This is a genomic window from Roseobacter insulae (assembly GCF_019375555.1).
Classification (GTDB): Bacteria; Pseudomonadota; Alphaproteobacteria; order Rhodobacterales; family Rhodobacteraceae; genus Roseobacter; species Roseobacter insulae.
In genome coordinates this window covers 161081-184895 of record NZ_JAHXDN010000004.1, presented here as the reverse complement: position 1 = coordinate 184895, position 23815 = coordinate 161081, and the positions used below count along the sequence as shown (strand labels likewise).

The 23815-nt window shown below is 61.7% G+C and carries 23 protein-coding genes and 2 riboswitches; of the genes, 7 read left to right on the top strand and 16 right to left on the bottom strand.

Features of this window, described 5'->3' with window-relative positions; translation table 11 throughout:
• Nucleotides 1-6: 6 nt before the first annotated feature.
• From KX928_RS15085 to cbiE, 9 genes are all read right to left on the bottom strand, one after another.
• A complete protein-coding gene (locus KX928_RS15085) occupies nt 7-1683 on the bottom strand; it encodes a sulfatase-like hydrolase/transferase (RefSeq protein ID WP_257883819.1) in 1677 nt (558 codons plus the stop codon).
• Nucleotides 1684-2171: 488 nt separating this feature from the next.
• Nucleotides 2172-4682: a putative bifunctional diguanylate cyclase/phosphodiesterase gene (locus KX928_RS15080; RefSeq protein WP_219504295.1), complete on the bottom strand. Its 2511-nt coding sequence runs from the start codon at nt 4680-4682 to the stop codon at nt 2172-2174.
• Nucleotides 4683-4881: 199 nt separating this feature from the next.
• Nucleotides 4882-5622, bottom strand: a complete 741-nt coding sequence (cobF, locus tag KX928_RS15075) for a precorrin-6A synthase (deacetylating) (protein WP_219504293.1) — start codon at nt 5620-5622, stop codon at nt 4882-4884.
• Nucleotides 5623-5686: 64 nt separating this feature from the next.
• Nucleotides 5687-6364, bottom strand: a complete 678-nt coding sequence (locus tag KX928_RS15070) for an energy-coupling factor ABC transporter permease (protein WP_219504291.1) — start codon at nt 6362-6364, stop codon at nt 5687-5689.
• A gap of 53 nt (nt 6365-6417) precedes the next feature.
• Nucleotides 6418-6599, bottom strand: a riboswitch (cobalamin riboswitch).
• A gap of 34 nt (nt 6600-6633) precedes the next feature.
• The gene (gene cobA, locus KX928_RS15065; RefSeq protein WP_219504289.1) at nt 6634-7353 is read right to left on the bottom strand and encodes a uroporphyrinogen-III C-methyltransferase; all 720 of its coding nucleotides are present in this window, start codon (nt 7351-7353) and stop codon (nt 6634-6636) included.
• Nucleotides 7350-8669: a cobyrinic acid a,c-diamide synthase CobB gene (locus tag KX928_RS15060; protein ID WP_219504287.1), complete on the bottom strand. Its 1320-nt coding sequence runs from the start codon at nt 8667-8669 to the stop codon at nt 7350-7352. The genes cobA and KX928_RS15060 overlap by 4 nt, the downstream gene beginning before the upstream one ends.
• Nucleotides 8662-9456, bottom strand: a complete 795-nt coding sequence (cobM, locus tag KX928_RS15055; RefSeq protein WP_219504285.1) for a precorrin-4 C(11)-methyltransferase — start codon at nt 9454-9456, stop codon at nt 8662-8664. Before cobM ends, KX928_RS15060 begins: the two co-directional genes overlap by 8 nt.
• Nucleotides 9453-9821 (bottom strand): cobalamin biosynthesis protein, encoded by a 369-nt coding sequence (locus tag KX928_RS15050; RefSeq protein WP_219504283.1) that lies wholly within the window; start codon nt 9819-9821, stop codon nt 9453-9455. The genes cobM and KX928_RS15050 overlap by 4 nt, the downstream gene beginning before the upstream one ends.
• Entirely contained in the window at nt 9818-11017 is a 1200-nt protein-coding gene (cbiE, locus tag KX928_RS15045) for a precorrin-6y C5,15-methyltransferase (decarboxylating) subunit CbiE (protein ID WP_219504281.1), read from the bottom strand. The genes KX928_RS15050 and cbiE overlap by 4 nt, the downstream gene beginning before the upstream one ends.
• Here cbiE and KX928_RS15040 point away from each other — a divergent pair.
• A complete protein-coding gene (locus KX928_RS15040; protein WP_219504279.1) occupies nt 11016-11771 on the top strand; it encodes a cobalt-precorrin-6A reductase in 756 nt (251 codons plus the stop codon). The genes cbiE and KX928_RS15040 overlap by 2 nt on opposite strands.
• Here the strand turns inward: KX928_RS15040 and cobJ are convergent.
• From cobJ to KX928_RS15005, 7 genes are read right to left on the bottom strand one after another with little or no spacing between them, the layout of a single operon-like run.
• The gene (gene cobJ, locus KX928_RS15035; RefSeq protein ID WP_219504277.1) at nt 11744-12496 is read right to left on the bottom strand and encodes a precorrin-3B C(17)-methyltransferase; all 753 of its coding nucleotides are present in this window, start codon (nt 12494-12496) and stop codon (nt 11744-11746) included. The two genes, KX928_RS15040 and cobJ, sit on opposite strands and share 28 nt — an antisense overlap.
• A complete protein-coding gene (cobI, locus tag KX928_RS15030) occupies nt 12493-13221 on the bottom strand; it encodes a precorrin-2 C(20)-methyltransferase (protein ID WP_219504276.1) in 729 nt (242 codons plus the stop codon). The genes cobJ and cobI overlap by 4 nt, the downstream gene beginning before the upstream one ends.
• Nucleotides 13218-13847 carry a precorrin-8X methylmutase gene (locus tag KX928_RS15025; RefSeq protein WP_219504275.1) on the bottom strand — a complete coding sequence of 210 codons (630 nt, stop codon included), beginning with the start codon at nt 13845-13847 and terminating at the stop codon, nt 13218-13220. The genes cobI and KX928_RS15025 overlap by 4 nt, the downstream gene beginning before the upstream one ends.
• A complete protein-coding gene (gene cobG / locus KX928_RS15020; protein ID WP_219504274.1) occupies nt 13844-14980 on the bottom strand; it encodes a precorrin-3B synthase in 1137 nt (378 codons plus the stop codon). The genes KX928_RS15025 and cobG overlap by 4 nt, the downstream gene beginning before the upstream one ends.
• Nucleotides 14977-18270 (bottom strand): cobaltochelatase subunit CobN, encoded by a 3294-nt coding sequence (gene cobN, locus KX928_RS15015; protein ID WP_219504273.1) that lies wholly within the window; start codon nt 18268-18270, stop codon nt 14977-14979. The genes cobG and cobN overlap by 4 nt, the downstream gene beginning before the upstream one ends.
• Nucleotides 18271-18276: 6 nt before the next feature.
• Nucleotides 18277-19335 carry a cobalamin biosynthesis protein CobW gene (cobW, locus tag KX928_RS15010; protein WP_219504272.1) on the bottom strand — a complete coding sequence of 353 codons (1059 nt, stop codon included), beginning with the start codon at nt 19333-19335 and terminating at the stop codon, nt 18277-18279.
• Nucleotides 19328-19726 (bottom strand): DUF1636 family protein, encoded by a 399-nt coding sequence (locus tag KX928_RS15005; RefSeq protein WP_219504270.1) that lies wholly within the window; start codon nt 19724-19726, stop codon nt 19328-19330. The genes cobW and KX928_RS15005 overlap by 8 nt, the downstream gene beginning before the upstream one ends.
• A 94-nt stretch (nt 19727-19820) precedes the next feature.
• Nucleotides 19821-20031, bottom strand: a riboswitch (cobalamin riboswitch).
• Nucleotides 20032-20198: 167 nt separating this feature from the next.
• Between KX928_RS15005 and KX928_RS15000 the strand changes: the two genes are divergently transcribed.
• From KX928_RS15000 to KX928_RS14975, 6 genes are all read left to right on the top strand, one after another.
• The gene (locus KX928_RS15000) at nt 20199-20570 is read left to right on the top strand and encodes a YciI family protein (RefSeq protein ID WP_219504269.1); all 372 of its coding nucleotides are present in this window, start codon (nt 20199-20201) and stop codon (nt 20568-20570) included.
• Nucleotides 20571-20574: 4 nt separating this feature from the next.
• On the top strand, nt 20575-21810 hold the full coding sequence (locus KX928_RS14995) for an RNA polymerase sigma factor (protein WP_219504267.1): 1236 nt from the start codon (nt 20575-20577) through the stop codon (nt 21808-21810).
• Between the two features lie 74 nt (nt 21811-21884).
• Nucleotides 21885-22271, top strand: coding sequence for a VOC family protein (locus tag KX928_RS14990; RefSeq protein ID WP_219504265.1), 387 nt, complete (start codon nt 21885-21887; stop codon nt 22269-22271).
• Nucleotides 22272-22296: 25 nt separating this feature from the next.
• The gene (locus KX928_RS14985; RefSeq protein WP_219504263.1) at nt 22297-22695 is read left to right on the top strand and encodes an MAPEG family protein; all 399 of its coding nucleotides are present in this window, start codon (nt 22297-22299) and stop codon (nt 22693-22695) included.
• On the top strand, nt 22695-23039 hold the full coding sequence (locus KX928_RS14980; RefSeq protein WP_219504261.1) for a TfoX/Sxy family protein: 345 nt from the start codon (nt 22695-22697) through the stop codon (nt 23037-23039). The genes KX928_RS14985 and KX928_RS14980 overlap by 1 nt, the downstream gene beginning before the upstream one ends.
• A 10-nt stretch (nt 23040-23049) precedes the next feature.
• Entirely contained in the window at nt 23050-23703 is a 654-nt protein-coding gene (locus KX928_RS14975; RefSeq protein ID WP_219504259.1) for a TIGR02453 family protein, read from the top strand.
• The last annotated feature ends 112 nt before the right edge of the window (nt 23704-23815 follow it).

Here is a 23815-nt window from a genome sequence, read left to right as displayed (position 1 = left end):
CCGGGTTCAGTCTTCGACAAATCTTTTGGCCGCGCGGCCCTGATACTTGGCCGTCAAGTCTGGCGGCACCTCCGACCCGTCAGTGAGAAAGGGCAGGATGCCGCGGCGCGCAGATGCCCCACGCCCGGCTTTGATTTTTTCTTCAGACATGGTCACCCGCTGCGCCAGTCTGCGGCCCCAATGCGCAAGATGCTGATATAGCATATCAATTTCTGCGCCATGGTCATCACTCTTGGCAAGATCATGAAACTCGTCTGGGTCGTTTTGCAGATCAAAGAGCATGGGGCGGAAGCCGCCCTCGGCATGTATCATCTTGTATCGTCCGTCGAAAACCATGAACAACCGGGCGTCGCGCGGCTCCACCCCCAGCTGGGCGCAGACGGCTGTGGGAGAGTAATCGTATTCGCTTATGGCGTAGTCACGCCATGCCGGTGTCTCGCCGCGCAACCACGGGAGCAAAGACCGACCTTCCAGAATGTGATCCGGCACCTTGCCGCCCGCGATTTCCACGAATGTCGGTGCAAGATCGATGCTCTCCACCAGCGTGTTGCAGGTTGTGCCGCGTGTCGCATCCGCTCCGGGCCGCGGATCGTAGATGATCAGCGGTATTTTCGCGCTCTGGTCATGGAAAAGGTCTTTCTCCCCCATCCAATGATCGCCCAGATAATCGCCATGGTCCGAGGTCAGGACGATCACCGTATCCTGCATCCGGCCCGTGTCCTGCAGAAAATCCAGCAGGAATCCTAATTGATCATCACATTGCTTGATCAACCCCATGTAGGCGGGGATCACCTTCTTGCGCACGTCGTCCCTTTGGAACGCCTGCGCAACCTTGCCGCGCATGTAAGCACCATAGACAGGATGAGGATCAATCCGCTCACTGGCATGCCGTCTGGCCTCTGGCACGTGCTCCGGCCCGAACATCGCGTGGTAGGGGGCAGGCACAATGTATGGCCAATGCGGTTTGATATAGCTGACGTGCGCGCACCACCCCGGTTCGGCTTGTTTGATGAAACCCATCGCCTCCCGTGTAAGCCACGGGGTTTCGCTGTCCTCCTCGCGAATGTTCGCGGGTTGGTCGGCATTGGCGAACATCCATCCCGATGCGATGTCGCCCTCGGGGGTCACCGCCGCATTCGCGAAATGCGCCCAGGGGTTCTCGGTCGGGTATCCTTTCGACTTCAGATACTCATTGTAGGGAGATCTTTTCTCGTCATAGAAACCGTCCGGGCCTTCCGCCCATAGCCCATCGTCGCGCACCCAGGCGTCAAACCCGCATTCAGCTTGCCGGACGCCGATAATGCCATCTGCGTCGATGCCGAGGCGCGCCATGCCTTCCACGTCGGCCTTCATATGCGTTTTGCCGATCAGGACGCACTCCATCCCTTCGCGGCGCAGATGGTCGCCCAGTGTCTGTTCCCCGACGCGCAACGGATAGCCGTTCGACTGTGCGCCGTGAGAGGATGGATAGCGACCGGTGTAAAAACTCATCCGGGAAGAGCCGCAGATCGGTGATTGCACGTAGGCATTGGTGAATCTGACACCCATTTGTGCAACGCGGTCAAAGTTGGGTGTGGAGAGGTGCGGATGCCCGGCACATGACAGGTAATCAAACCGCAGTTGGTCGTACATGATGAAAAGTACGTTTGTCTTGCGCCCTGTCGTGCGTGTGTCACCGGTCATGAGGTGTCCTTTCGGGGAGCCATTTGCGTGATCAAGGTTAACCAGATGTATGACCTGCTGGCACGATGAATTTTCTGCGATGGCCTGCGGCTGCAAAGACGTTTGGGCTGATGGGGGTAGCCACCCGCCTGCCATCGCGCGGTTCTGAAGGGACGCGTCCCGACACTCCGCAGGTTTCAAGCTCTGCGGTGATGCCATATCAGATGTGTTACCGAGATAATCAGAGACAAGGTCAGCGGAGCTGTCTGTGCAAGGTGCATTGCTTTACTGCGGGTGATTTTGGCCCCTGTAGATCGCAGCACGTGACTGATCCACCGGCGCCTGCGGTGCACCGATACCGTCATGCACTGGGTTGAACTGCGGATAATTTCCCGCGGCGCTTGTCAAAAACTTGATTGTTCAGATCTCCAGAGGTTTTGTGCAGATCCCTGGGGGCGAAGGTCACTTTCCGCGTGTTTTGACGGGATCAGACATTTAGCTGCTTCACCCTATCCGGAATGAGCGATTTGGACCCGGCCGTCGGCGTTTTGCAGATCTGTCATGAAGTCCGCAGCGGTTGCCGCGCACATCGGGTGGGCCAATCCAAAACCTTGCAGGTAGCAGCAATCTATTTCCTGCAGGATCGAGACATGTTCCGCCGTTTCAACACCTTCCGCGACAACGCGAATGTCCAGCATTTTTCCGATCTCGATGATGGTTTTGACAAGATCACGCTGGCGCTTTGAGGCCACGATAGGCTCGATCAGGCTGCGGTCGATTTTCAGGCGTGTCGGGGCGATTTGCAGCAAGCTCGCGATAGACGCGTGGCCACTGCCGAAGTCGTCGATCTCGACATCGATGCCCATTTCGTTGATCAACGACAGGTTCCTGTCAATCACATCGTTCCTCGCATCCAGAAACGCGGATTCGAGCAACTCGAAGGATAGTCGCCCGGCGGGCAGGTCGAGCTTTTTCAGGCGGTCGCCGAGGTTCGGATCATTCAATCGGTGGGATGACACGTTGACAGACACGCGCGGCACATCGAGCCCCTTGCAGTGCCAGGTTTCCATATCCCGCAAGGCCCGATCTAGCACCAGTTCATCAAACTGCGCGAGCAGCCCCATATCCTCCGCCGTTTGAAGGAATTCCGATGGCATGATCAAGCCGAATTCGGTGCTTTCCCAGCGCACCAGTGCCTCCAACCCGGTCAGCTCAAGCGTTTTTGCATCGAATTGCGGCTGGTAGTGGCAGGTGATTTCGCCCTGATCAAAACCTGCCAGCAGCGCGTCGAAGGAGTTTTTCCGGCGGCGGGCTTTTTCCTTCATCGATGCATTATAAAAACGATAGCGACCGCGTCCGGCCTTTTTGGCCTCGTACAACGCGAGGTCTGCATCAATGAACAGGTTCGTGTTTTCAGCCGCCCCGAAATCGGAGGAAACGGCGATCCCGATACTGGTGCCGATGTTGCACTGCTGCGCCCCGTAGTAGAACGGCGTGGCCATATCATGAATGATCCGCTCGGCGATTTCGGTCAGCTCGTCATGTGAAGGCGCCTCAAGGAACAGGGCGACGAACTCGTCCCCTCCAACACGCGACACTAGTGCAGTGTCTGGGGTGCTCTTCTGCAGAATTTCCGCCGCGTGTTTCAGCGTGGCATCACCGGCATCATGTCCCAGCGTGTCGTTGATCTGCTTGAAATGATCGATATCGAAGTGAAGAACGGCCAGCTGCAAAGGCGTCTGGCGCGCTTTCTTGCAGTGAGAGGTATAGACGTCGTCCAGATACCGGCGGTTCGCAAGTCCGGTCAGCGCGTCGTGGCGGCTTTCATATTCCAGTCTTGCCCGCGCCTGTTCCAGCTCCCGCGCCCGTTCATGGTCGTTGGTGACATCAAAGTTCACACCGTAGTACCGCGCGCCCGTCTCCGCGTCGTTGACGAACTTTCCGCGTGTTCGGATGTAGCGAATGGACCCGTCAGGCGTCAAAAACCGGTAATCGCAGGCGACATCCTTTTCCAGTGCCAGGCATTTCTCCGTATAGGCGATCATCGCCTCGCGGTCATCCGGATGAATGCGGCTGCCCCAGTCAGATCCGCTCCGCTTGTTATTGCCATCGGTAATGCCGAACATCTTGAGAAGGCGATCATCCCAAAACGCCTCGTTCGAGTTTACGTCAAATTCCCAGCGGCCCATCTCGGCGGCTTCCATCGCCACGGCCAGCCGTTCCGCCATCCTGAGCCATTCCAGCTGCACGGTCTTGATGTCGGTGATATCGGTGTCGGTACCGATGATCCGGACCGGTTGGCCTTGCGCATCGCGCCGGACCACCCGGCCGCAGCTCAGGATGCAGATCCAGTGGCCCGCCGCATGCCGCTGGCGGAATTTGTAGTTGATCACATCCGTCTCGCCGGTGTCCAGCCGCCGCAGCTCCTCTCTGATGTGATCGAGGTCTTGCGGGTGAATGGTTTCCAGCCAGTCCTCCGTCGTTTCCGGGACAACGCAGTCATCTGACATCCCCCGAAGCCTGCGCCACTCTCGTGACAGACGATGGCGACCGCGTTCGAAATCATGGTCCCACACCCCCTGTTTGGCGCAGAGCAAAGCGATCTTCCAGATGGCCTCGCCATCCTCGAAATCAAGGGTTTTCTGATCGGTGACCGCCTGATCGGCACTCTGAAAGAGATACCCAAGGACAGAGGCGTTGTGGTCCTTGACGACGGTTGCGGTGAAAGTGTGGCGGCCGGAATGACAGGTAATCCCTGCCTCAACCGGCAGGGCATCCATGTCATCGGAGGAAATCTGCCCCAGTTTCTCGATCAGGCGGGCCGCGGAGTCGGCGTTGGTCAGTGTACGAATATCCCTGCCGATCAGAGTATCGGGATCATCGGCACACAAAAGAGACCTGGACAGGCTGTTCGCGCTGACAACGCAATAGTCCAACCCCGCAAAAAACGCGGGGATGGCCAAAGCGTCAAACAGCGGATCTATCGAAAACCCCAGACTGATGTTTCGTTTGTGGTGCATCACAACCCTTCGGGTAGACCTGAAAGGGGTGATATGGCGGGGTGTTTAAGGTCGGGTTATCACTTAAAAGTCTAATTGTTTTGTCGGGCACCGGCGATCCGGTGTCGCGCGCGGGCACCCTTGAAAATGCGGTGGACTACAGGCACAGCGAAGGTCCGGGGCCCCCCTGTACGATGCGGGCGCTGGACCGTTGATCGCGCTATGTTTCCTTGCTCAGTAAATAGGTATCCATGATCCAGCCATGGCGCTGCCGGGCTGCCGCGCGTGTGGCAATAATTCGGTCGCGGATAGCCGCCACAGGTCCATGATCAAGCACCTGTTCCGGCATGCCAAGATAGGCCCCCCACCATATGGTCAGGTTGGCGGCAGGCAGCGTCTGAAAGCTGGCGTCACCGTCGAGCATCACGACAACACGTTGCACGCCGTCAGGCCACCCGCTGTCCCGCAGGCGCCGGCCGGTTGTGATATGGACGGGACCATTCACGGCATTCAACGGGATGGCATGCGCGGCCGTCAGGGCCTGAATGGCCGTGATCCCGGGCACGATGCGGATATCAGGCTGTGGCTCAAGCCGTTGCGCAATGCGGATTGTGCTGTCGTAGAGCGAGGGGTCGCCCCAGACGAGCAACGCAACGGGCCCGTCGGGGTGGATCGTGCCGACCGTTTTCTGCCAGCGCCGGGCGATCTCGTCGTGCCATTTTTCAACCCGTTCCAGATAGGGTACGCCCGGGTCGCGTTCGGGATAGTCAAAGGGCAGTATGCGCGCGTCAGAGCCGCTGGCCCTGATGATCCGGTGCCGTAACTCGGCAAGGTCATCTTTGCCGTCTCCCTTATGGGGCACGAGGATAATCGCGGCATCCCGGAGGGCCGCCATGCCCTCGCCGGTGACATGCGAGGGCGCACCGGTACCGATCCCGATAAGCCAAAGGGTCTGGATCACGTCGGATGTCCCACAAAAAATCCCGGACCCTGCGGAGGGTCCGGGACGTCAATTTACGTTGTGTTTACGCCGCAGTGTACAGGCGCTCGGCGAACAGTCCCGAGACGGATTTGGACCGCAGGGTTTTCGCCGCGGCCAGCACCGCCAGATCAGCAACAGGCTCAACCACGATCACCAGCATGTACGCGAGGCCAAAGGTCCAGACCGACTGGAAGGTTTCCGCACCGACGCCCTGACCATAGAAGGCCCAGAAGGCGACCCAGGCGACAACGCCCCCCTGATAGAGCGCGGAGAGCTTCAGAACGTCGGAATACGCGAGGTCGACATAGGCTTTGTCTTGCGGAATGAACCTGCTCGCAACGGCATGCATGGCAAAAAGCGGCACCAGAAGGGTTGTGACATTCACGAAGAACATCGGCATGTCGCTTGGTGCAAAGAACGTTCCCTGAACAAGCAGGCCAAGGGCCAGACCAAGTGCCGCGGGCGCGGCACCCATGAGCAAGAAGAGCGTGGTGCCCAGAATGAAATGCACCTCCGATACGCCGACGGGGAAGTGCGGCAGGACTTCAAAGAAGACGAATGTGCCGATGGTCGCCATCGCGGTGCGCAGCGCGAAGGAGCCGATGTTGCTCTTGGCGAGGTCGCTCATCGCGAGTTTGGCCGTGTATCCGGCGGCGCCTGCCGCGGTCGTGTAGGCAAGGGCCATTTTGGCTCCGTCAACGACGCCTGGTTCGATATGCATGTGTCTTCCTTTCTGTGCTGCCCCTCCGGCAGTATCTGATCCGTGCAAGCACGGGGGTGAACGTCTAAACGGCAGGTCTCCTGACTTGCGGGTCACTGCGCGCGGGTCCTTCCCGGCCGCAAAGCCAGTGGGTCTTCCGTTGCGCTCACCGCTTACAGTTGCGGGGGCAGTCCGGGATTTTCACCCGGTTCCCTTTTCAGCCACTGAATGTGGCACCGTCCTTTAGTCCTATCCTCGAAGCTTGCGCGCGAACAAGCAAAAAGCGACTTTCAACTCTCTGCAAACGGCCCATAGAGGATCAACGCCGGTTTATCCCCGATTTCGCTGAGAAGTTGTTCGGCCAGTTTCGCAATCGTCGTACGCGTGATGTTCTGATCGGGTGTGCTGACGCTTTCCGCGAGAATCGCGGGTGTGTCCGCGGGCAAGCCCCGTGCCGTCAGCGCTTCGAGCAGCCGGGGAAAGGTGCGTTTGCCCATGAACACCACGGTAGATGCGGTGGGGTCGGCCAGCGCCTTGAGATCGAGGTCATCGGGAAGCTGGCCGCTGACATCGTGGCCGGTGACGAACTGGACCCGCCGGGCGGTCAGGCGGCGCGTCAGCGGGATGCCGGCAGCTGCGGCGGCGGCACAGGCCGATGGGATGCCGGGAATGATCTCGTAGGGGATGCCCGCCGCACGCAGCGCGACCAGTTCTTCTTCGAGGCGTCCGAACATCCCGCTGTCACCCGATTTCAACCGCACCACCCGCTGGTCCAGCTGCGCGTAATCAACCAGCAACCGGCTGACGTGATGCTGCTTGGGCGAGGGCCGCCCGGCGCGTTTTCCCACCCCGACCAGATCTGCGCCGGACCGGGCATGAGACAGGATGGGACCGGAGGACAGATCGTCGAACAGCACGGCGTCCGCGCGTTTAAGCCGGTCAACCGCCTTGAGTGTCAGCAGCTCCGGATCGCCGGGACCGGACCCCACGAAGCTTACGAAACCCGTCATGCGGTTTCCTCTGCGGTAATCAGGTGAAAGAACGTGCCCGACACATTGCCGCAATGCGATCCGGTCTCCGGCACCGGGTTGCCGTCGGCATCGGCAACCCTGGCCAGCGCCGCATCCGGTTGTTCGAGGATCGTGGAGTAGTGGAACTCGTGACCACGCAGCACCGCACCCGGCGCATGACCGGGCAGGGGTGCGTCAAGCACGGCGCGGCGATAGCCCAGATGGAACTTCCGCTTTTCATAGCTGGTCACAAGACCAAGCAGCCCGGCCATCTGGTGGCGCGTGCCGTCCTTGTCAATCAATGCGCTGCCGAGGGCCATATAGCCGCCGCATTCCCCGTGCACGGGACGGTCTTTTGCATGTCTGCGCAGGCCGGCCTTGAACTTATCGGCGGCTGCCAGCGTGCCTCCGTGCAATTCAGGATACCCGCCGGGCAGCCAGACGATATCAGCGGTCTCGTCCGGTGCCTGGTCGGCCAGGGGCGAGAACGGCAGGATTTCTGCCCCAGCCGACTGCCATCCCTCAAGCAGATGCGGGTAGGTGAACGAGAATGCGGCATCTCGCGCCAGTGCGATCCGCTGTGCGGGCGGTTGTGGCAGATGGGCACCGGCGCGGGTTGGCAGGTGTCCCTTGGCCGCTTGCCGGATCGCATTGATATCCACGTGCTCCCGCAGAAACTGCGCATATCCGGTGATGGCGGCGTCGAGGTCCGGGTGCTCGACGGCCTGAATGAGCCCCAAGTGCCGTTCGGGAAGTGTCAGGTCGCCCCGCCGCGGCAAAACGCCCAGAACCTTGATACCGGCATTTTCCATGCCCAGCCGGGCAAGGCGTTCATGGCGTGGGGAGGCGCAGCGGTTCAGGATCACGCCTGCGAAGGGTACCTGCGGATTATAGGCCTGGAACCCCAGCGCCGTGGCGGCTGCAGATTGCGCCTGTCCGCTGACGTCAACGATCAAAACAACCGGCCAGCCCATCGCCTGTGCCGTTTCCGCGCTGCTGCCAAAGCCGCTTTGCCCGCGTGTGGCGACCCCGTCGTACAAACCCATGGACCCTTCAGCCACGCAGATTTCGGCATCCTGCGCCCGCGCCGATATGGCGGCCAGCAATTCCGGCCCCATCGCCCAGGTGTCAAAGTTAAAGGAGGCGCGCCCGCTGGCTGCGTGATGAAATGCCGGGTCGATATAGTCGGGTCCGGATTTAAAGGGCTGTACCCGCACGCCATCGTCCGCCAGCGCCCGCAACAAGCCCAGCATGACCGTCGTCTTGCCGGTTCCGGAGGAAGGTGCCGAAATCATGATCCCAGGCATCTCAGTCATCGCCGTTGCTCCAACTCGCCCAGGGACTGTCGGCGCTTTGCGGGCGGTATCGCCGGTCGTAATCGGCCGCGTAAAGGCAGCTTTCATCGAACCCTTCGCCAGCCAGTGCGGGGCCAACCAGAATCAAGGCTGTGCGCGAGATGCCGTCATCAAGCTTGTCGCCGATATCGGACAAGGTGCCCCGGATAAGCCGCTCGTCGGGCCAGCTGGCACGGTATACCACCGCCACCGGGCACTCCGCTCCGTAATGCGGTGTCAGATCTGCCACGACGCGATCGAGATTCTGAATGGACAGGTGAATTGCCAGCGTCGCGCCGGTAGCCGCAAAGTTGACCAGTGTTTCACCCTTCGGCATCGAGGATGCGCGCCCCGGCGTGCGGGTCAGGACAACCGATTGTGCCAGCCCCGGCAGCGTCAGTTCCGCCCCCAGGGCAGCGGCGGCTGCACTAAAGGATGGTACGCCGGGCGTGACGGACACCGGGATGCCGGCCGCGCGCAGCCTGCGCAGTTGTTCGCCCATCGCCGACCAGACCGACAGATCGCCGGAATGCAGCCGCGCCACATCTTTGCCATCGGCGTGGGCGAGGCTGATTTTGTCAAGGATGTCATCCAGGCTCATGGACGCGGTGTTCACGATCTCCGCGCCTGGCGGGCAATGCGCCAGAATGGCCTCGGGCACCAGCGACCCGGCATAGAGACATACCGGGCAGGCGGCGATAATATCGCGCCCGCGCAGTGTGAGCAGATCCGGTGCGCCGGGTCCGGCGCCGATGAAATGAACGGTCATGTTGTCTCTCTCATGGCGAGCGCGCAGGTCGCCAGTTTGTCTGCGGAAATATGTCTTTCGGTCAACAGTTTTGCGCCCGGACCGGCCGCCGCGAGGGCCGCTGCCTCTGCCACCGATCCGATGTTGCGTTCAACGAGGGAGGCAAGTGACTGCGTCACTGTGGATTGCTGTTCGAGAACATCGGCGGGCACCCCCCGGACGGGGCGGCCAACCTCATCCGCAAAAAGGCGAAACGCCTTTACCGTAATCTTGTCATCGGGTGCTGCCAGCAGATCGGGATGGGCATCGGCACGCGCCCTGTCATAAGCGTTTCTCAGGCTGCCCACAGATGCGCTCTTTCTGAAACCAAAGCCGGCGACGATCATAGTGTGACGCTCCATTGCACAATCGGGTAGCCCGCCTTCCATCCTTGCCGCGGACCAAGCGGTTCCGGCCGCGAGAGCTCCAGCCGCAGCAAATCACCGCCCAATCGCGCCTGTGTGGTGATCAACAGGGCTTCTGTCTCCAGTGTCACCGCATTGGCAACAACGCGGGTGCCGGTTGCCAGATGCGATTCCAGCCAGTCCAGCATCCCGGCAGACAAGCCACCGCCAACGAAGACGACGTTTGGGGCAGGCAGGCTGTGCAGCGCATCGGGCGCGTATCCGGTCACGACGTTCAACCGGTCCACGCCGAGCCGCGAGGCATTGTCCCGAACACGCTGTGCACGATCCGGCCGCGGTTCGACCGTTGTGGCGCTCAGCGAGGGGTGGGTTAACAACCACTCGATACCGATGGATCCGGACCCACCGCCGATATCCCAAAGATGCTCGAAGGGGCGGGGGGCGAGCGCGGACAGCGTCATGGCCCGGACGGGGCGTTTGGTGATCTGTCCATCGTTGTCAAACCAGTGATCCGGCCGACCGCTGGCCAGTGGCAGGCCCGGGCCATCGCCGGCGATCTCAACCGCGACACAGACAGGGTGCTGAAACGCGCTGTCCGGCATCGTGTCAGCCTGTGCATGTGTTACGCGTTGCCCGGGGCCGCCAAGGGCCTCCAACACGGCACAGAGCGACGCGCCATAGCCTGCATCTGTCAGATAGGTTGCCAGATCGCGTACCGCGGATCCGTCGCGCACCAGAATAATCATCCGGGCGCTCTGGGCTAACTCGGGGCGCAGACGGGTAAACGGGGCGGCATGTAAACCAATGCAGCGCGTGGTTTCCAGTGGCCACCCCAATAGACTGGCCGCCCTTGAAAACGTCGAAGCTGCGGGGTGGCTGACCCATTCGGTACGCTTCAAATGCCGCGCCAGCGTTGCCCCTGCGCCGTACCAGAACGGATCGCCCGAGGCCAGAACCACGACCCTGCGTCCACGCAGGTCCAGCAGTCGGTCGATGCCTTCCGCGAAAGGCACAGGCCACGTGATGGTGTTGCAACCGATGTCCCCCAGCAGCGCGAGATGCCGGGGCGGTCCCATCACGATTTCTGCACTTTCAAGCGCCGAACGGCTTGCAGGCCCCAACCCTTTAAGGCCATCTTCGCCCAACCCGACAATGGTCAACCACGGAGCCTCAGACATGGAGCCGAACCTGCTTGTTCTTGGCGGTACGACCGAAGCAACCGCGCTGTGCCGTGCCTTGGCGGAGGTTGGCGTGAAGGGCACCGTTTCCTTTGCCGGACGGGTGGCGCGCCCGGTGCGCCAACCCTTGCCGCAGCGCGTCGGCGGGTTCGGCGGTGTCGATGGGTTGGCGGCGTATCTGCGGGGCGAACGGATCACCCATGTGGTCGATGCAACGCATCCTTTTGCCGCGCAAATGAGCCGGAATGCCCTTGCGGCCTGCGCACAAACGGATGTGCCCCTGACCGCCCTTACGCGCGCGCCCTGGGTGGCCGAGCACGGGGACAACTGGACATGTGTTCGCGGGATAGCCGATGCCGTTGCCGCACTCGACAGACCCCGAGAACGCGTCATGCTGGCCATCGGGCGCATGCATCTGGCGGATTTCACGCCGAACCGGCAACACTTCTACCTGTTGCGGCTGGTGGACCCGCCCGAAACACCGCCGCCGTTTCCGGATCACGATGTTGTCGTGGATCGCGGACCCTTCAGCGAAGCGGACGACCTGAATTTGATGGTCGATCACGAGATCTCGTTGGTTGTCTCGAAAAACGCCGGTGGCGCGGGGGCTTACGCTAAAATTCTTGCTGCGAGGCGGCTCGGTTTGCAGGTGATCATGATTGATCGGCCAGAGATTCCGGCACGCAGTGAATTGCATTCGGTCAGTGAAGTTGTGAACTGGGTACGTCATGCGCCCACCGACCTTGGCGTATAGACAATCGGCGGCCCGTCGCGATCAATCAGCCGCGTTGTCGATGAACCAACGATCACCATCGTGCGCATATCTGCCATCTCTGCACGCGCGTCGGGCAGGGGAACGACACGGATGTCCTCCTCAGGCGTCGACACGGCGCGGGCGAAGATCACGAGGCGCTTGTCCTGACACGCGTCGTTGAGGATTTCCAGCGTCCTGACGAACCCTTCGGGTCGCGATTTTGACCGCGGATTGTAGAATGCCATGGCGAAATCAGCTTCTGCCGCCAGCCGCAGCCGCTTTTCAATCAACGCCCATGGTTTGAGGTTGTCGCTGAGGTTGATCGCACAGAAATCATGGCCAAGCGGCGCGCCGGCGCGGGCTGCTGCGGCCAGCATCGCCGTGATGCCCGGTGCGACGCGGATATCCAGATTGCGCCAGCCGGCCGGCCCGGCTTCCACCGCTTCGAACACCGCGGCGGCCATGGCAAACACACCGGGATCACCGGAAGAGACAACCACAACGCGCCGGCCTGCTGCCGCCATCTCCAGCGCGTGGCGCGAGCGGTCAATCTCCACCCGGTTATCGCTTGGATGGCGTTGCAGGCCCGCCCGTTCCGGCACCCGCGCAACATAGGGGATATAGCCAACGACATCGGTGGCCTGACCCAGCGCGTGTCTGACGTCGGGTGTGACGAGGTCTTCGTCGCCTGGCCCTAATCCGGCAATGACCAGCCAGCCGCTCATGGTCTGCGGCCCTGTCCGTGTACGACGATGATTGCGAAATAGGGGGTTATCCTGTCGCCGGCATCCGCCAGTTTCTGCACCGTCTGATTGGGCATGCTGGCATATTCCACCAGCCACGCGTCGTCGAATTTTCCAGCGTCCTTGAGGGCTGACTTCACTTTGTCAAAGTGCCTGCCGATCTTCATGACAACAACCGCATCGCTATGTGACATGCGGTCGGCCAGCATGTCCCGGGGCAGCGTGCCCATCAGCACGGTCAGAATGTCGTCTCCCCATGTAATGGGCTGGCCTGTTGCCGTCCACGCACCGGACATGCCGGTGATCGCGGGCACCACCTGCACCGGCGCGTCATCCTTGAGGCGGGTGTAGAGATGCATGAAGGATCCAAAGAAGAACGGATCGCCCTCGCAGAGCACCACGACGTCTTCACCGCCCTGCACAAGCCCGCGCAGATGGTCTGTGCAGTCTGCATAAAACCCCGAGAGAGCCGCATTATACCCCGGATCGGTCACCGGTATTTCTGTGGTGACCGGATATTCCATCGGGAATTCAATCACATCGTCCCGCAGCAGGCCTTCAACGATACGCCGGGCCTGGCCCGAGCGTCCCGCCTTGCGGAAAAACGCCACGTGGCGCGCATTGCGCAGCAACCTGTCCGCGCGAACGCTCATGAGATCCGGATCACCCGGCCCCAGCCCGACACCATGAACGGTCCCGACGCTCATTCCGCCCGGCTCGCGATCGCGTTGATCGCGGCGACGGTAATGGCGCTGCCGCCCAGACGGCCCTGCACGATGCAGCAGGGAACGGGCTGATCAGCCCACAGCGCATCCTTGCTTTCAACCGCGCCGACGAAACCGACCGGGCAGCCGATGATTGCCGAAGGTTTCGGGCATGTGGGATCTTCAAGCATGTTCAGAAGGTGAAAAAGTGCCGTGGGCGCGTTGCCGATTGCCACCAGGGCACCGTCCAGATGGGGCCGCCATAGCTCCAGCGCGGCGGCGGAGCGTGTATTTTGCATGTCAGCTGCCAATTCACGCACGCCCTCGTCGTGCAACGTGCAGATGACCTCGTTACGGGCGGGCAGGCGGGCCCGGGTGACACCCTCGCTGACCATCCGGGCGTCACATAGGATCGGGGCACCTGCCGCCAGCGCCGCGCGGGCGGTGTCTGCAAAACCGGGAGAAAAGCGGATATGTTCCTCAAGCCCCACCAATCCCGCAGCATGGATCATGCGCACGGCGATCTGCTCTTCATCCCTGGTGAAGCCCTCCAGCTTCGCCTCCGATCTTATGGTCGCGAAAGACTGCTTATAGATCGCGGCGCCGTTCGTCTCATAGGTATAGGTCATAGGGGGTCTGTCGCTTCCGCAAAGATATCTTCGGGCCTGAGGCCGGTGGTTTTCGGGGCATCCCACGCATGTCCGTTCTCGACAAGATCAAAAAGCCCGTTATTTCCAACAATCGTTGTGGCTGCCGACCCTTTGCGCGCGCAGCCCTTGGCGCAACCGGAGATATGTAGGCTGCCGTCGGCAATGGGTGCCAGACGGCGTGCCAGGGTTCGGGTCTCAACCGTGGCGCTGTCGCAAAACGGCGCACCGGGGCAGGCGTCGACCCGTAGCAAGCGGTCTTCGGCGGCCGTGACGAAGTCGGAAGGCATGACGGTTGTGACGTCCTCCAGCACGAACAACCGCCATGGGGTCACGCGCAGGGCTGGTGCGCCGGTTTGCAACAACAATCGGGCCAGCGCGCGGGCATCAATTTGCCCGAATGGTGCCCCCAGCACATATCCCGAAGGATTTGGGCCCGGTACCGGGCATGGCGCGGTTTCCAGCGGTTTTGCCGCCCTCCATGCCGCGGGCAGCTGGGCGTGTTCGAGGACGTGCGACATGCGCCTGTCGGTACCTGTGCGCCGGTCCGAGAACCATCTCGCCATTTCCAGTATCGCCGGGATCACAGCGTCTTTCTTAACATCTCGCCCCAGGTGCATGCCATCGCCACGCACGATGAACCCGTCCTTGGCGCGCTCAACACGAATGTCTGCAGAGCATCCGGTGAGCACCGGCGCATAACCGGTATCGATGGCAAACCCGAATTTCGCTGGCAGGTCGGGCAACTGTGTCAGGGCGTTCAGCAATGCCCGCGTCACCTGTTGCGTATCGTCATCGCCCGTCCAGAAGGGGAAAACCATTATGTTCCGGCGGCGTTCCGTCTCCGGTGTGCTGTCCAACAGGTCCAGGTTCGCGAGCGCCGAAATCAGCGTGTCCAGATCTCGGTCCAAAACACCCCGGATCTGTATGTTGGCACGGTTGGTGAGGTCCAGAAACCCGTTCCCATGGCGCTGCGCCAGATCGCATAATCCGAAAACCTGTGCCGCGCTCAGGCGCGCATAGAACGGCCTTACGCGCACGATCAGACCGTCGCCCGACATCATTGGGTTGTAAGCACCGGGGCACCAGCCTTTTGCTGTGGGGCGGCGGGTCATTGCGCGGCCTCAAGCCCGGCGAGAATGGAGTTCCGCCGTGTCTTCCACAGGCCTGCCGCATGCAGTTCGGCAAAGCGATGCAACATGGCCTCTCGGGCTTCGGGGTTGGCATCACGCAGGAACTGATCCGTATCGGCATGGCCAAGGGTGGCATCATGGTACAAATCGAAGAGATGGGACGACACAGCGCCTGCCAGATGCGCAAAGGCAGCCATGTGATCGAGCGTCGCCGCGATTTCCGCAGCACCTCTGAAACCATGCGCCCGCATGCCTTGTATCCACGCCGGGTTGGCCGCGCGCGCTTGCACCACGCGGGCTATCTCCTCGGGTAGTGCGCGGGCGCGCGGTGTGTCGGGAGAGGTGTTATCAAGGTGATAGATCGCCGATCGCCCCCCGGTGACCGCCTGCGCGGCGGCAAAGCCAGCCTCGTGGGCCGCGTAATCGGCCGCCAGCAACAGGTCGGTCTCGGGCAGATCCTGAGCATGCACAAAACTATCCGCCTGGGCCACGCGGTTCCGGATGCTGTGTTCGCGCTGTTCGGCCCGATCACCGTCCAGCGCCCATGCGCTGGCCTTCAGCCAGGCTTCGCCGGCGGCGCGCCTGCCATCTTGCGTGAATGTTTCGGCGGCATCGGTCATGCCGACCCCGAAACTGCCGGGTGCCGGGCCGAAAACCCGCGCCAGATCAGTGTCACGCCGGTATGGGTTCCAGTCGGGTGCCTCGTCGCGGTCCGCCAAGGCCCGCACCGCCTGGCCGAAAAGCGACGACAGGGTTGGAAACACATCGCGGAACAGCCCCGATACGCGTAACGTCACGTCAATGCGCGGGCGGTCGAGCTCGGTAATCGGAAGCACTTCGATGCCCGAAACCCTCTCTGATCCTGCATCCCAAATCGGGCGGGTGCCCAGTAAATGCAGCGCCATGGCAAATTCCTCGCCCGCGGTGCGCATGGTCGCCGAGCCCCACAGATCGACGATCAGACCACGCGGCCAGTCGCCGGTGTCCTGCAGGTGCCGCCGCACCAGTTCATCCGCCAGTTTGACACCTTGCGCATAAGCCGCGCGCGTGGGCACCGAGCGCGGATCGGTGGTGTAGAGATTGCGGCCCGTCGGCAGCACGTCCGTGCGCCCGCGATAGGGCGATCCGGAGGGACCGGCCGCGATGCGCCGCCCCCCAAGCGCGTCGAGCAACGACCGCCGTTCGGCCTGTGCCGAGATGTCGGCGTTAAACGACGTTTCGGACTGCGGTGCGCGGCCCCAGATATGCAGCCCTTCGCCGAACTGGCTTTCCTTGATATCGCAGACAAAACGGTCAATGCGGGTGATCGCCTCGGCGCTGCAGGTTGCCTGCGCCAACCCCAGATCATCCTCGACACCCAGCGCCCGCGCCTCGGAACGGATATCATCCTGCAAACGGTCCCGGCGACTTGGATCCAGCCCGTCGGCATTCGAGAATTCATCCAGCAAGGCCTCCAGCCGGATCAACCCCTCGGGGGTGCCGCTTGCCCGCAGCGGTGGGGGAACGTGTCCAAGCGTGATCGCCCCGATGCGGCGTTTTGCCTGTGCAGCTTCACCCGGGTCATTCACGATAAACGGATAGATGATCGGCAGGGCACCCGTCAGGGCCTCCGGCCAGCAGGTGCCGGACAGCGCCACGGATTTGCCGGGCAGCCATTCCAGCGTGCCGTGCGCGCCGATGTGGACCAGTGCATCCGCTTGCCGCTGAAGCCAGAGGTAGAAGGCGACATAGGCGTGGCGCGGGACACGCGACAGGTCATGGTAGTCGTCATCGCGGGTGCTGGGTGTCCCGCGTTCCGGCTGAAGTGCCACAAATGTTTTGCCGCACCGGGTCACCGCAAACCTGAAGGCACCGTCCTGAACATCGGCATCAGTTTCAGGGTCACCCCAGGCGGCAAAAAGATCGTCCTTCAGGGCAGCGGGCAGTCGCCTGAGGGCGTCCTTGTATCTGGACAGCGGCCATTTTTCGGAACGTCCCATGAGTGCGTCCGTCAGGTTCAAACGCCCTTGGCCGGTGTCATACCCGCCACGCTTGAGGTCTTGCAGGATGGCTTCGGCAGAGGCTGGTGCATCAAGGCCGACCGCGTGGCCCATGTTCCAGTTTTTCCCCGGATACGTCGACAGGAGCAGCGCCACGCGCCTGTCCGCCACGCCCGTTCGCGCCAGTGTCAGCCAGCCATCCACCCGACCGGCAATGGCCGCGACCCGGTCGGATGCGGGGGCATGTGCAAAGCGGGAGTATTCCAGATCGGGGTCGCGCACGCCGGGTTCCTTGAAGGAGGCAACCCCCCCCATGATCCGCCCGTCAACCTCCGGCAACACCACATGCATGGCAAGATCTGCGGGGGAAAGGCCGCGCTCCGCTTCTTTCCACGCCTTATGCGTCGAGGTTGCCAGTGCCACCTGAAACACCGGGACATTCCCGGCATCCAGAGGTGAGGATCCATCATCGCCCTTACCGCTGAACGCAGTTGCGTTCACGATGGCTGCGGGCGCGAGGTGGCTGATCTGTCGGCGCAACCAACCGGCGGCATGCGGGGTCTTGAGCGATGGCGCAAAAAGTCCGACGACGTCATACCCGCGTGTGCGGAACGCCTCGAACAGCGCCGAGATCGGTGCGAGATCCGCAGCGACGAGATAGGACCGGTAGAATGTCACGACAACGCGCGGTTTCACCTGCGGCGATTGCGCGAACACCGGACAGGTCACCCCGTGTTCGGGCGTCCATGCGCCGACTGATGGCAGCAGCTTCGACCCGCGCACAGGACCAGCGTAAAGACCGGCGGCCAGTGACAGCTGGGCCAGCGCTGCCTGTGCTGCCACGACACCACCGGTGTCGCACAGATGGCTGAGACGCCTGAGCGTGGAGACCGGCAACGTGCTGACCTCGTCCAGACGCGTGTCAATCCGACCATCTGCCGGAAGCACCGCCAGAGCAATCCCCTTGCTGTCAGCGAGGGCGCGCAGCTGTTGCAACCCGTAGGGCCAATACGGCACGCCTCCGATCAGACGGATCAGGATGCCCCTGGCGCCCGCCAGCGTTCGCTCGACATAGGTATCGACGGACAGCGGGTGTTTGAGCGCCACGAGATTGGCGAGGCGCAGCGTTGGCAACTGGCCCTCCGGCCCGCCACCGCGCCGCCATGCTTCCGCGAAAGCGCCAAGATCACTGTCGGAAAACGACAGCACCACCAGATCGGCCGGGGATTGCCCCAGATCCGTCGGTGTCTCGGTCTCTTCCAACCCATGGCTTTCGCGGAAAACGACATGCATGGCAGGTTACTCGGCTGCCTCGGCGGCCTTGACACCCAGAACCGCCTTTATCGTGTCGGCATTGATGTCATCATGTTCGGCAATCACCACCAGACGCCCCCGGCGCGCTTCGTCTGTTTGCCACGGACGGTCGTACTGGTGACGCACCCGTGGCCCCACGGCCTGCACCAGCAGACGCATCGGTTTCCCGGTCACGGCAGCGTATCCCTTGACGCGCAGAATGTTGTGATCCTTGGCCAGCGCTTCGACTGCGCGCACCAGATCCGCCGGGTCGGCCTGTTCGGGGATATCGACAACGATGCTGTCGAAATCGTCATGTTCGTGGTCGTCATGATCATCGTGATGGCTGGGCCGGGCGTCCATATCGTCTTCGGCAGCGGCTTCCAGCCCAAGGATGATGCGCGGGTCAACGATGCCTTCGGCCACTTCGACCACCGGCAAGGGGCGCGGTGCTTCGGCAGCGATAACGGCCCGGGCCTTTGCCACGCCCTCGGCACCGGCCAGGTCAGGTTTGGTCAAGAGGATGATGTCCGCACAGGAAATCTGGTCCTCGAAAACTTCGGAAAGCGGCGTTTCATGGTCGATGCTGTCATCGGCTTCGCGCTGCGCGTCCACCGCCGCCACGTTCGGTGCGAAACGGCCCGCTGCGACAGCCTCGGCATCGGCCAGTGCGATCACGCCGTCCACCGTGATCTTCGAGCGGATATCGGGCCAGTCGAAGGCCTTGAGCAGCGGTTTCGGCAGCGCGAGACCGGAGGTCTCGATCAGGATGTGATCGGGACGCGGCTCCAGAGCCATCAGCGCTTCGATAGTCGGAATGAAATCGTCCGCCACCGTGCAGCAGATGCAGCCGTTGGCAAGCTCCATGATGTTTTCCGCAGGGCAATCCGGGATCGCGCAGCTTTTGAGGATGTCACCATCGACACCCACGTCGCCGAATTCATTCACCACAACCGCCAGGCGTTTGCCGCCGGGGTTCTGCATCAGTTCACGGATCAGCGTGGTTTTGCCTGACCCCAGAAACCCGGTGATCACGGTGACAGGCAGTTTCGAAAAATCAGTCATGGTCAGTCTCCAGCGGCGGAATGCGCGCGATACAGTTGCGTTTAAAATGTTCAGGGCGCTCGCGCCAAGGGATCAGCCCGTCCTGCGTGGCGTTATAACGCGCCGCACCATCAATCAGCAGGTCAGGATGCGACACTTCGTCGATGTTTCCGTAGACATAGGTCCAGCGATCGCCCCCCCGCAGCGCGACGGTGCAACCATAATCGCAGTTTTGCAGACATTCGACCGCCCTGAGCCGAATGCCCGGCGGCATCTGTTGCTGGGCCAGAGTGTCGTAGAGCCGCTGGCCCGGGCGGCGGTCGTCGTCGGGGATTTCGAGGCCGCGCCTGCATTTCACGCAGACGAGCAGTTCCGTTGTCTGACCGTTTCGCGCCGCTGCGTCAGTCGTCATGATGCTGTGTCCCATATGTCATGGGACGTGGGTCAGATGACGAGATGGGCCTGAGGGATCAGGTCTTGTCCCGACACCGGAACACCCCGTCCGGTTTCTTCACGTGTCGCTGGCAGGTCTCCCGGCTCACGGATCCCGGCAGCAGGGCTGCCTTCGGTCTGCGCCGCCTTCCCGGAGTTCCCTCCAGTGGCATTGGCAGACCTTTCCGTTCACGGTCGCGGGGGCGGCTGTGCTTCGCCGAATCCTTCCGACTGCACATTCCCTTTTCACTTGCTCTCACAAGCACCAACTGAAAGGCAGTTGCGTCGCAACCGCGCGCAATGTCAAGCGCCGGGCGTCGTGAGGTTCTGGGATTTCCCCGGTGTGGCGGGCCTACAGACCGGTATTTCTCCGGTTTTATGTGTCGCGGGTGTCGGATTTGCTTTTTGTCGCGCGTCCTCGCAACATCATTTGGTCGGAAGGAGGCCGCTTCATGATGTATGCGATCACGATTTACGGTGAACCGGGGGTGTTCGAAAACCTGCCGGATGAAAAGCAAAAGCAGGTGCTTACCGGGCATTATGCGTTGCAGGAGGCGCTGGGAGAACGAGGAGACTACCTTTCCATCAAGCTGATGCCGCCCGCGACGGCGGTGACCGTTGATCCGGCGCCGGGTCGCGCGCAGGCCCCCCTGATCGTTGACGGACCCTTCGCTGAAACGAAGGAAGGATTCCTGGGATTTTACGCGGCTGACTTCAATGACCTGCAAGAGGCGCTGAAATTCGCCGAGATGATCTCCTCGCCCATTGCCCGCCTCGAAGTGCGACCGGTGGCATGGGCCGGCGGGGTGTTGTCGACAGGTTAAGAACATGTCCGAATGGCTCGAAGCCACTTTTTCCAACAACAGGCCGCGCGCCCTGGCTGCCTTGACCCGTTACTTCCGGGACATGGACCTTGCCGAGGAGGCTTTTTCGGATGCCTGCCTGAAGGCCGTGACGGCGTGGGAAGGCAAGGGGGCGCCGCGTGATCCACTGGCCTGGTTGCTGACGACCGCTCGGAATGCCGGATTGGACCGGGTGCGAAAGACGCAGCGTCACCGCGTGCTTCTGCAAGTGGAACCATCCGTGCTGATGGCAGATGAAGACCCCTTGCCGGACCCCGACGACGTGCGAGACGACGTGTTGCGGCTGCTGTTTATCTGTTGTCACCCGGCCTTGTCCCGGCAGGATCAGATCGCGCTGGCGTTGCGCATCGTGGCCGGACTGAGCGTGGCGGAAATCGCACGAGGATTTCTGGTGGCCACGAAAACGATGGAGCAGCGCGTGACCCGCGCAAAAAAGAAGATCGCCACCAACCGGATTGCCTTTGAAACGCCAAGCCCGCAGGAGCGGGGCAGACGGCTGGGCGAGGTCTCACTGATGGTGTACCTGATGTTCAACGAAGGATGGTCGACGTCCAACAGCGCCGCACAAATGCGCGTGACGCTGTGCGAGGAAGCAATTCGGCTGGCGCGGCTACTGGCGGATCTGTTTGCGGGCATGGGCGACCAGATCGCCCTGTTGTCCCTGCTCCTGTTTCAACATGCCCGGCGCGCGGCGCGTATCGATTCAGATGGAAGACTGGTTTCTCTGGAAGATCAGGATCGCCGCCTGTGGGACAAAACGGCCATTGCGGAGGCTGTTGCGCTTCTTCAGAAATCAGAGCGCCTTGGACATTCCGGACCTTACCGCGTGCAGGCAGCCATTGCCGCGGAACATGCACTGGCGCCATCTGCCCAAGCAACGGACTGGCAGAAGATCGAGGCGCATTATGCGGCCCTTTACGTCATTCAGCCCACACCGGTGGTGCGATTGAACCATATTGCGGCGATGGCCAAGACCCGCGGCGCAGAACATGCCTTGAAGGAAATGGAAACGCTGGCCTGTGATCTGTCGGATTACCGGTGGTACCATACGATGCAGGGTGGCCTGTTTTTGCAATCCGGCCTGCCGCGCCGGGCGGTCGCTGCCTTTGAGAAGGCCCTGACACTTGGCCCGACGGAACCGGAGCGCGTTGTCATAAAAGACCAAATATCCACCTGCAAAAAAATGTTTACCCCTTTGTAGGGGTGCCGTCGCTTCGTGCGTCCTTGGTTTGTCCCCGTCAATCGACCGGGGCTGAAAATCACAGGAGACAAGACATGAGCATTCTCGAAATGACAGCCGTGGGCAATTCCGGATGGATCGGTCATTCGGGCCCGGACCAGACTGCGGCCAAATCCTTTTACCAGGACGTTCTCGCGTGGACGATCCGGGACATGCCGATGCAGGATGGGTCGAGCTACGGCGCTGCAGTGGTGGGCGAAACGCCGATCGGAGGGTTTTCCCCCATGCCGGAAGATCAGGGCAGTTGGACGATCTATTTCACGGTTGCCGATGTGGATGCGAGTGTCGCCACGGCGCAGGAAAAGGGCGCCACGGTGGTGACACCGGCAATGGAGATGCCGGGCGTGGGCCGCATGGCGACGCTGACCGATCCACAGGGCGCGCGCTTTGCGCTGATCACATACGAGAGCATGACATCTTGAACCGCGAACGAAGGAGAGGTGTCCAATGTTGGAAGCGCCACAGATAACGCTGTTTTTTACAGCAATTTTCGTGCTGGTAAGCGTGCCAATGTCGATCATGGTCGGTTTGAGGCGCGCCAAGACCGGGATCATGCTGTTACACGGTGATGACGAAGACCTGCTGAAACGCATGCGCGCGCATGGGAACTTCACCGAATATGTGCCGTTGGCCCTGCTTGCGCTCGCAGGTGCCGAGATCACCGGTGCACCGGGTTGGTTTGTCATGGTCTGCGGCGGTGTCCTGTTGTTGGCCCGCCTCATCCACTACGCGGCGCTGCGCCGCTCCGCGACCAGCGGGGGGCGGCTTGTCGGAGCGGCGATGACGTCACTGGTGATGACCGTCCTGGCCGCGACAATTCTGGCGCAACTGGCGGGCATGGTCTGATGCCCTACGACGAAGAGCTGACCACTCGCATGCGCCGCGCCCTTGAGGCGCATGTCGGCATTTCGGAAAAGCGCATGATGGGCGGAAATTGCTTTTTCCTCAACGGTAACATGATTTCGGGCGCGCGCCGGGACAAGCATGGCGTCAGGCGTTTCATGTTCCGCGTCGGCAAGGACCATGAAGCGCAGGCGCTGTCCGACCCGCATGCGCAACCGGTGATCCACGGCACCCGCAAGCTGGGCGGGTTCATCTTGGTCGCGAACGACGATTGCGACACCGAAACCCTGAAGAAATGGCTGTCGATATGCCTTGAGCACGCCGCCGCCATGCCGCCAAAGTCGTGAAAGGAACTTCATGAGAGACTTCGATCACTTTTCGCCCGAGGCCGTGGCATTCCTGTCTGATCTTAGGCAAAATAATAACAGGGAGTGGTTCACCGCATATAAATCCTATTACGAGGAGACGGTGAAGAAACCAGCCGGTCACTTTGGCAAGGTGATGTCGCGCGCACTTGAAACCCTGACGGGCACAGCGCACGACCACAAGCTTTACCGCATCTACCGGGACGTCCGGTTTTCCAAGGACAAGACGCCTTACAATGCGCATATCCACTTGTCTTTCGCCTCCAGCGGCGCACCAGCGAAGGCGCCGATGTGGTTTTTCGGTCTGGACAGCGAGCGGTTGACACTCGGATGCGGCATTTTCCAGTTCGACAAACCCGGGTTGGAGTTATTCCGCAGTGAGATGGCGGGACCGAGAGGCGCGACGCTGATGGCGTTGGCGGCACGGCTGCGCGCCAAGGCCATCAGGGTTCCGGACCCTGCCCTCAAACGGGTGCCCGCCGGTTTCGACAAGGATCACCCGCATGCGGAGGCGTTGCGCCACAAGGGGTTTTCCGGCTGGAAGGACATCGCAGACACGGATTTTGTGGTGCGCCCTGACCTGGCGGCGCGCACCATTGCCGAGTTTTCCGAGCTGATGCCAATCTACAGGTTCTTTACCCGCTGAGTATGCGCGCAGACCAATATCCTGCTGCAGGCCCGGGCATGTTACCTGGATTTCACAGCGCCCGTCAGGCAGGCGCCGCGTGCCCGGTGCGTCTACCTAGCGTAGCGCATGG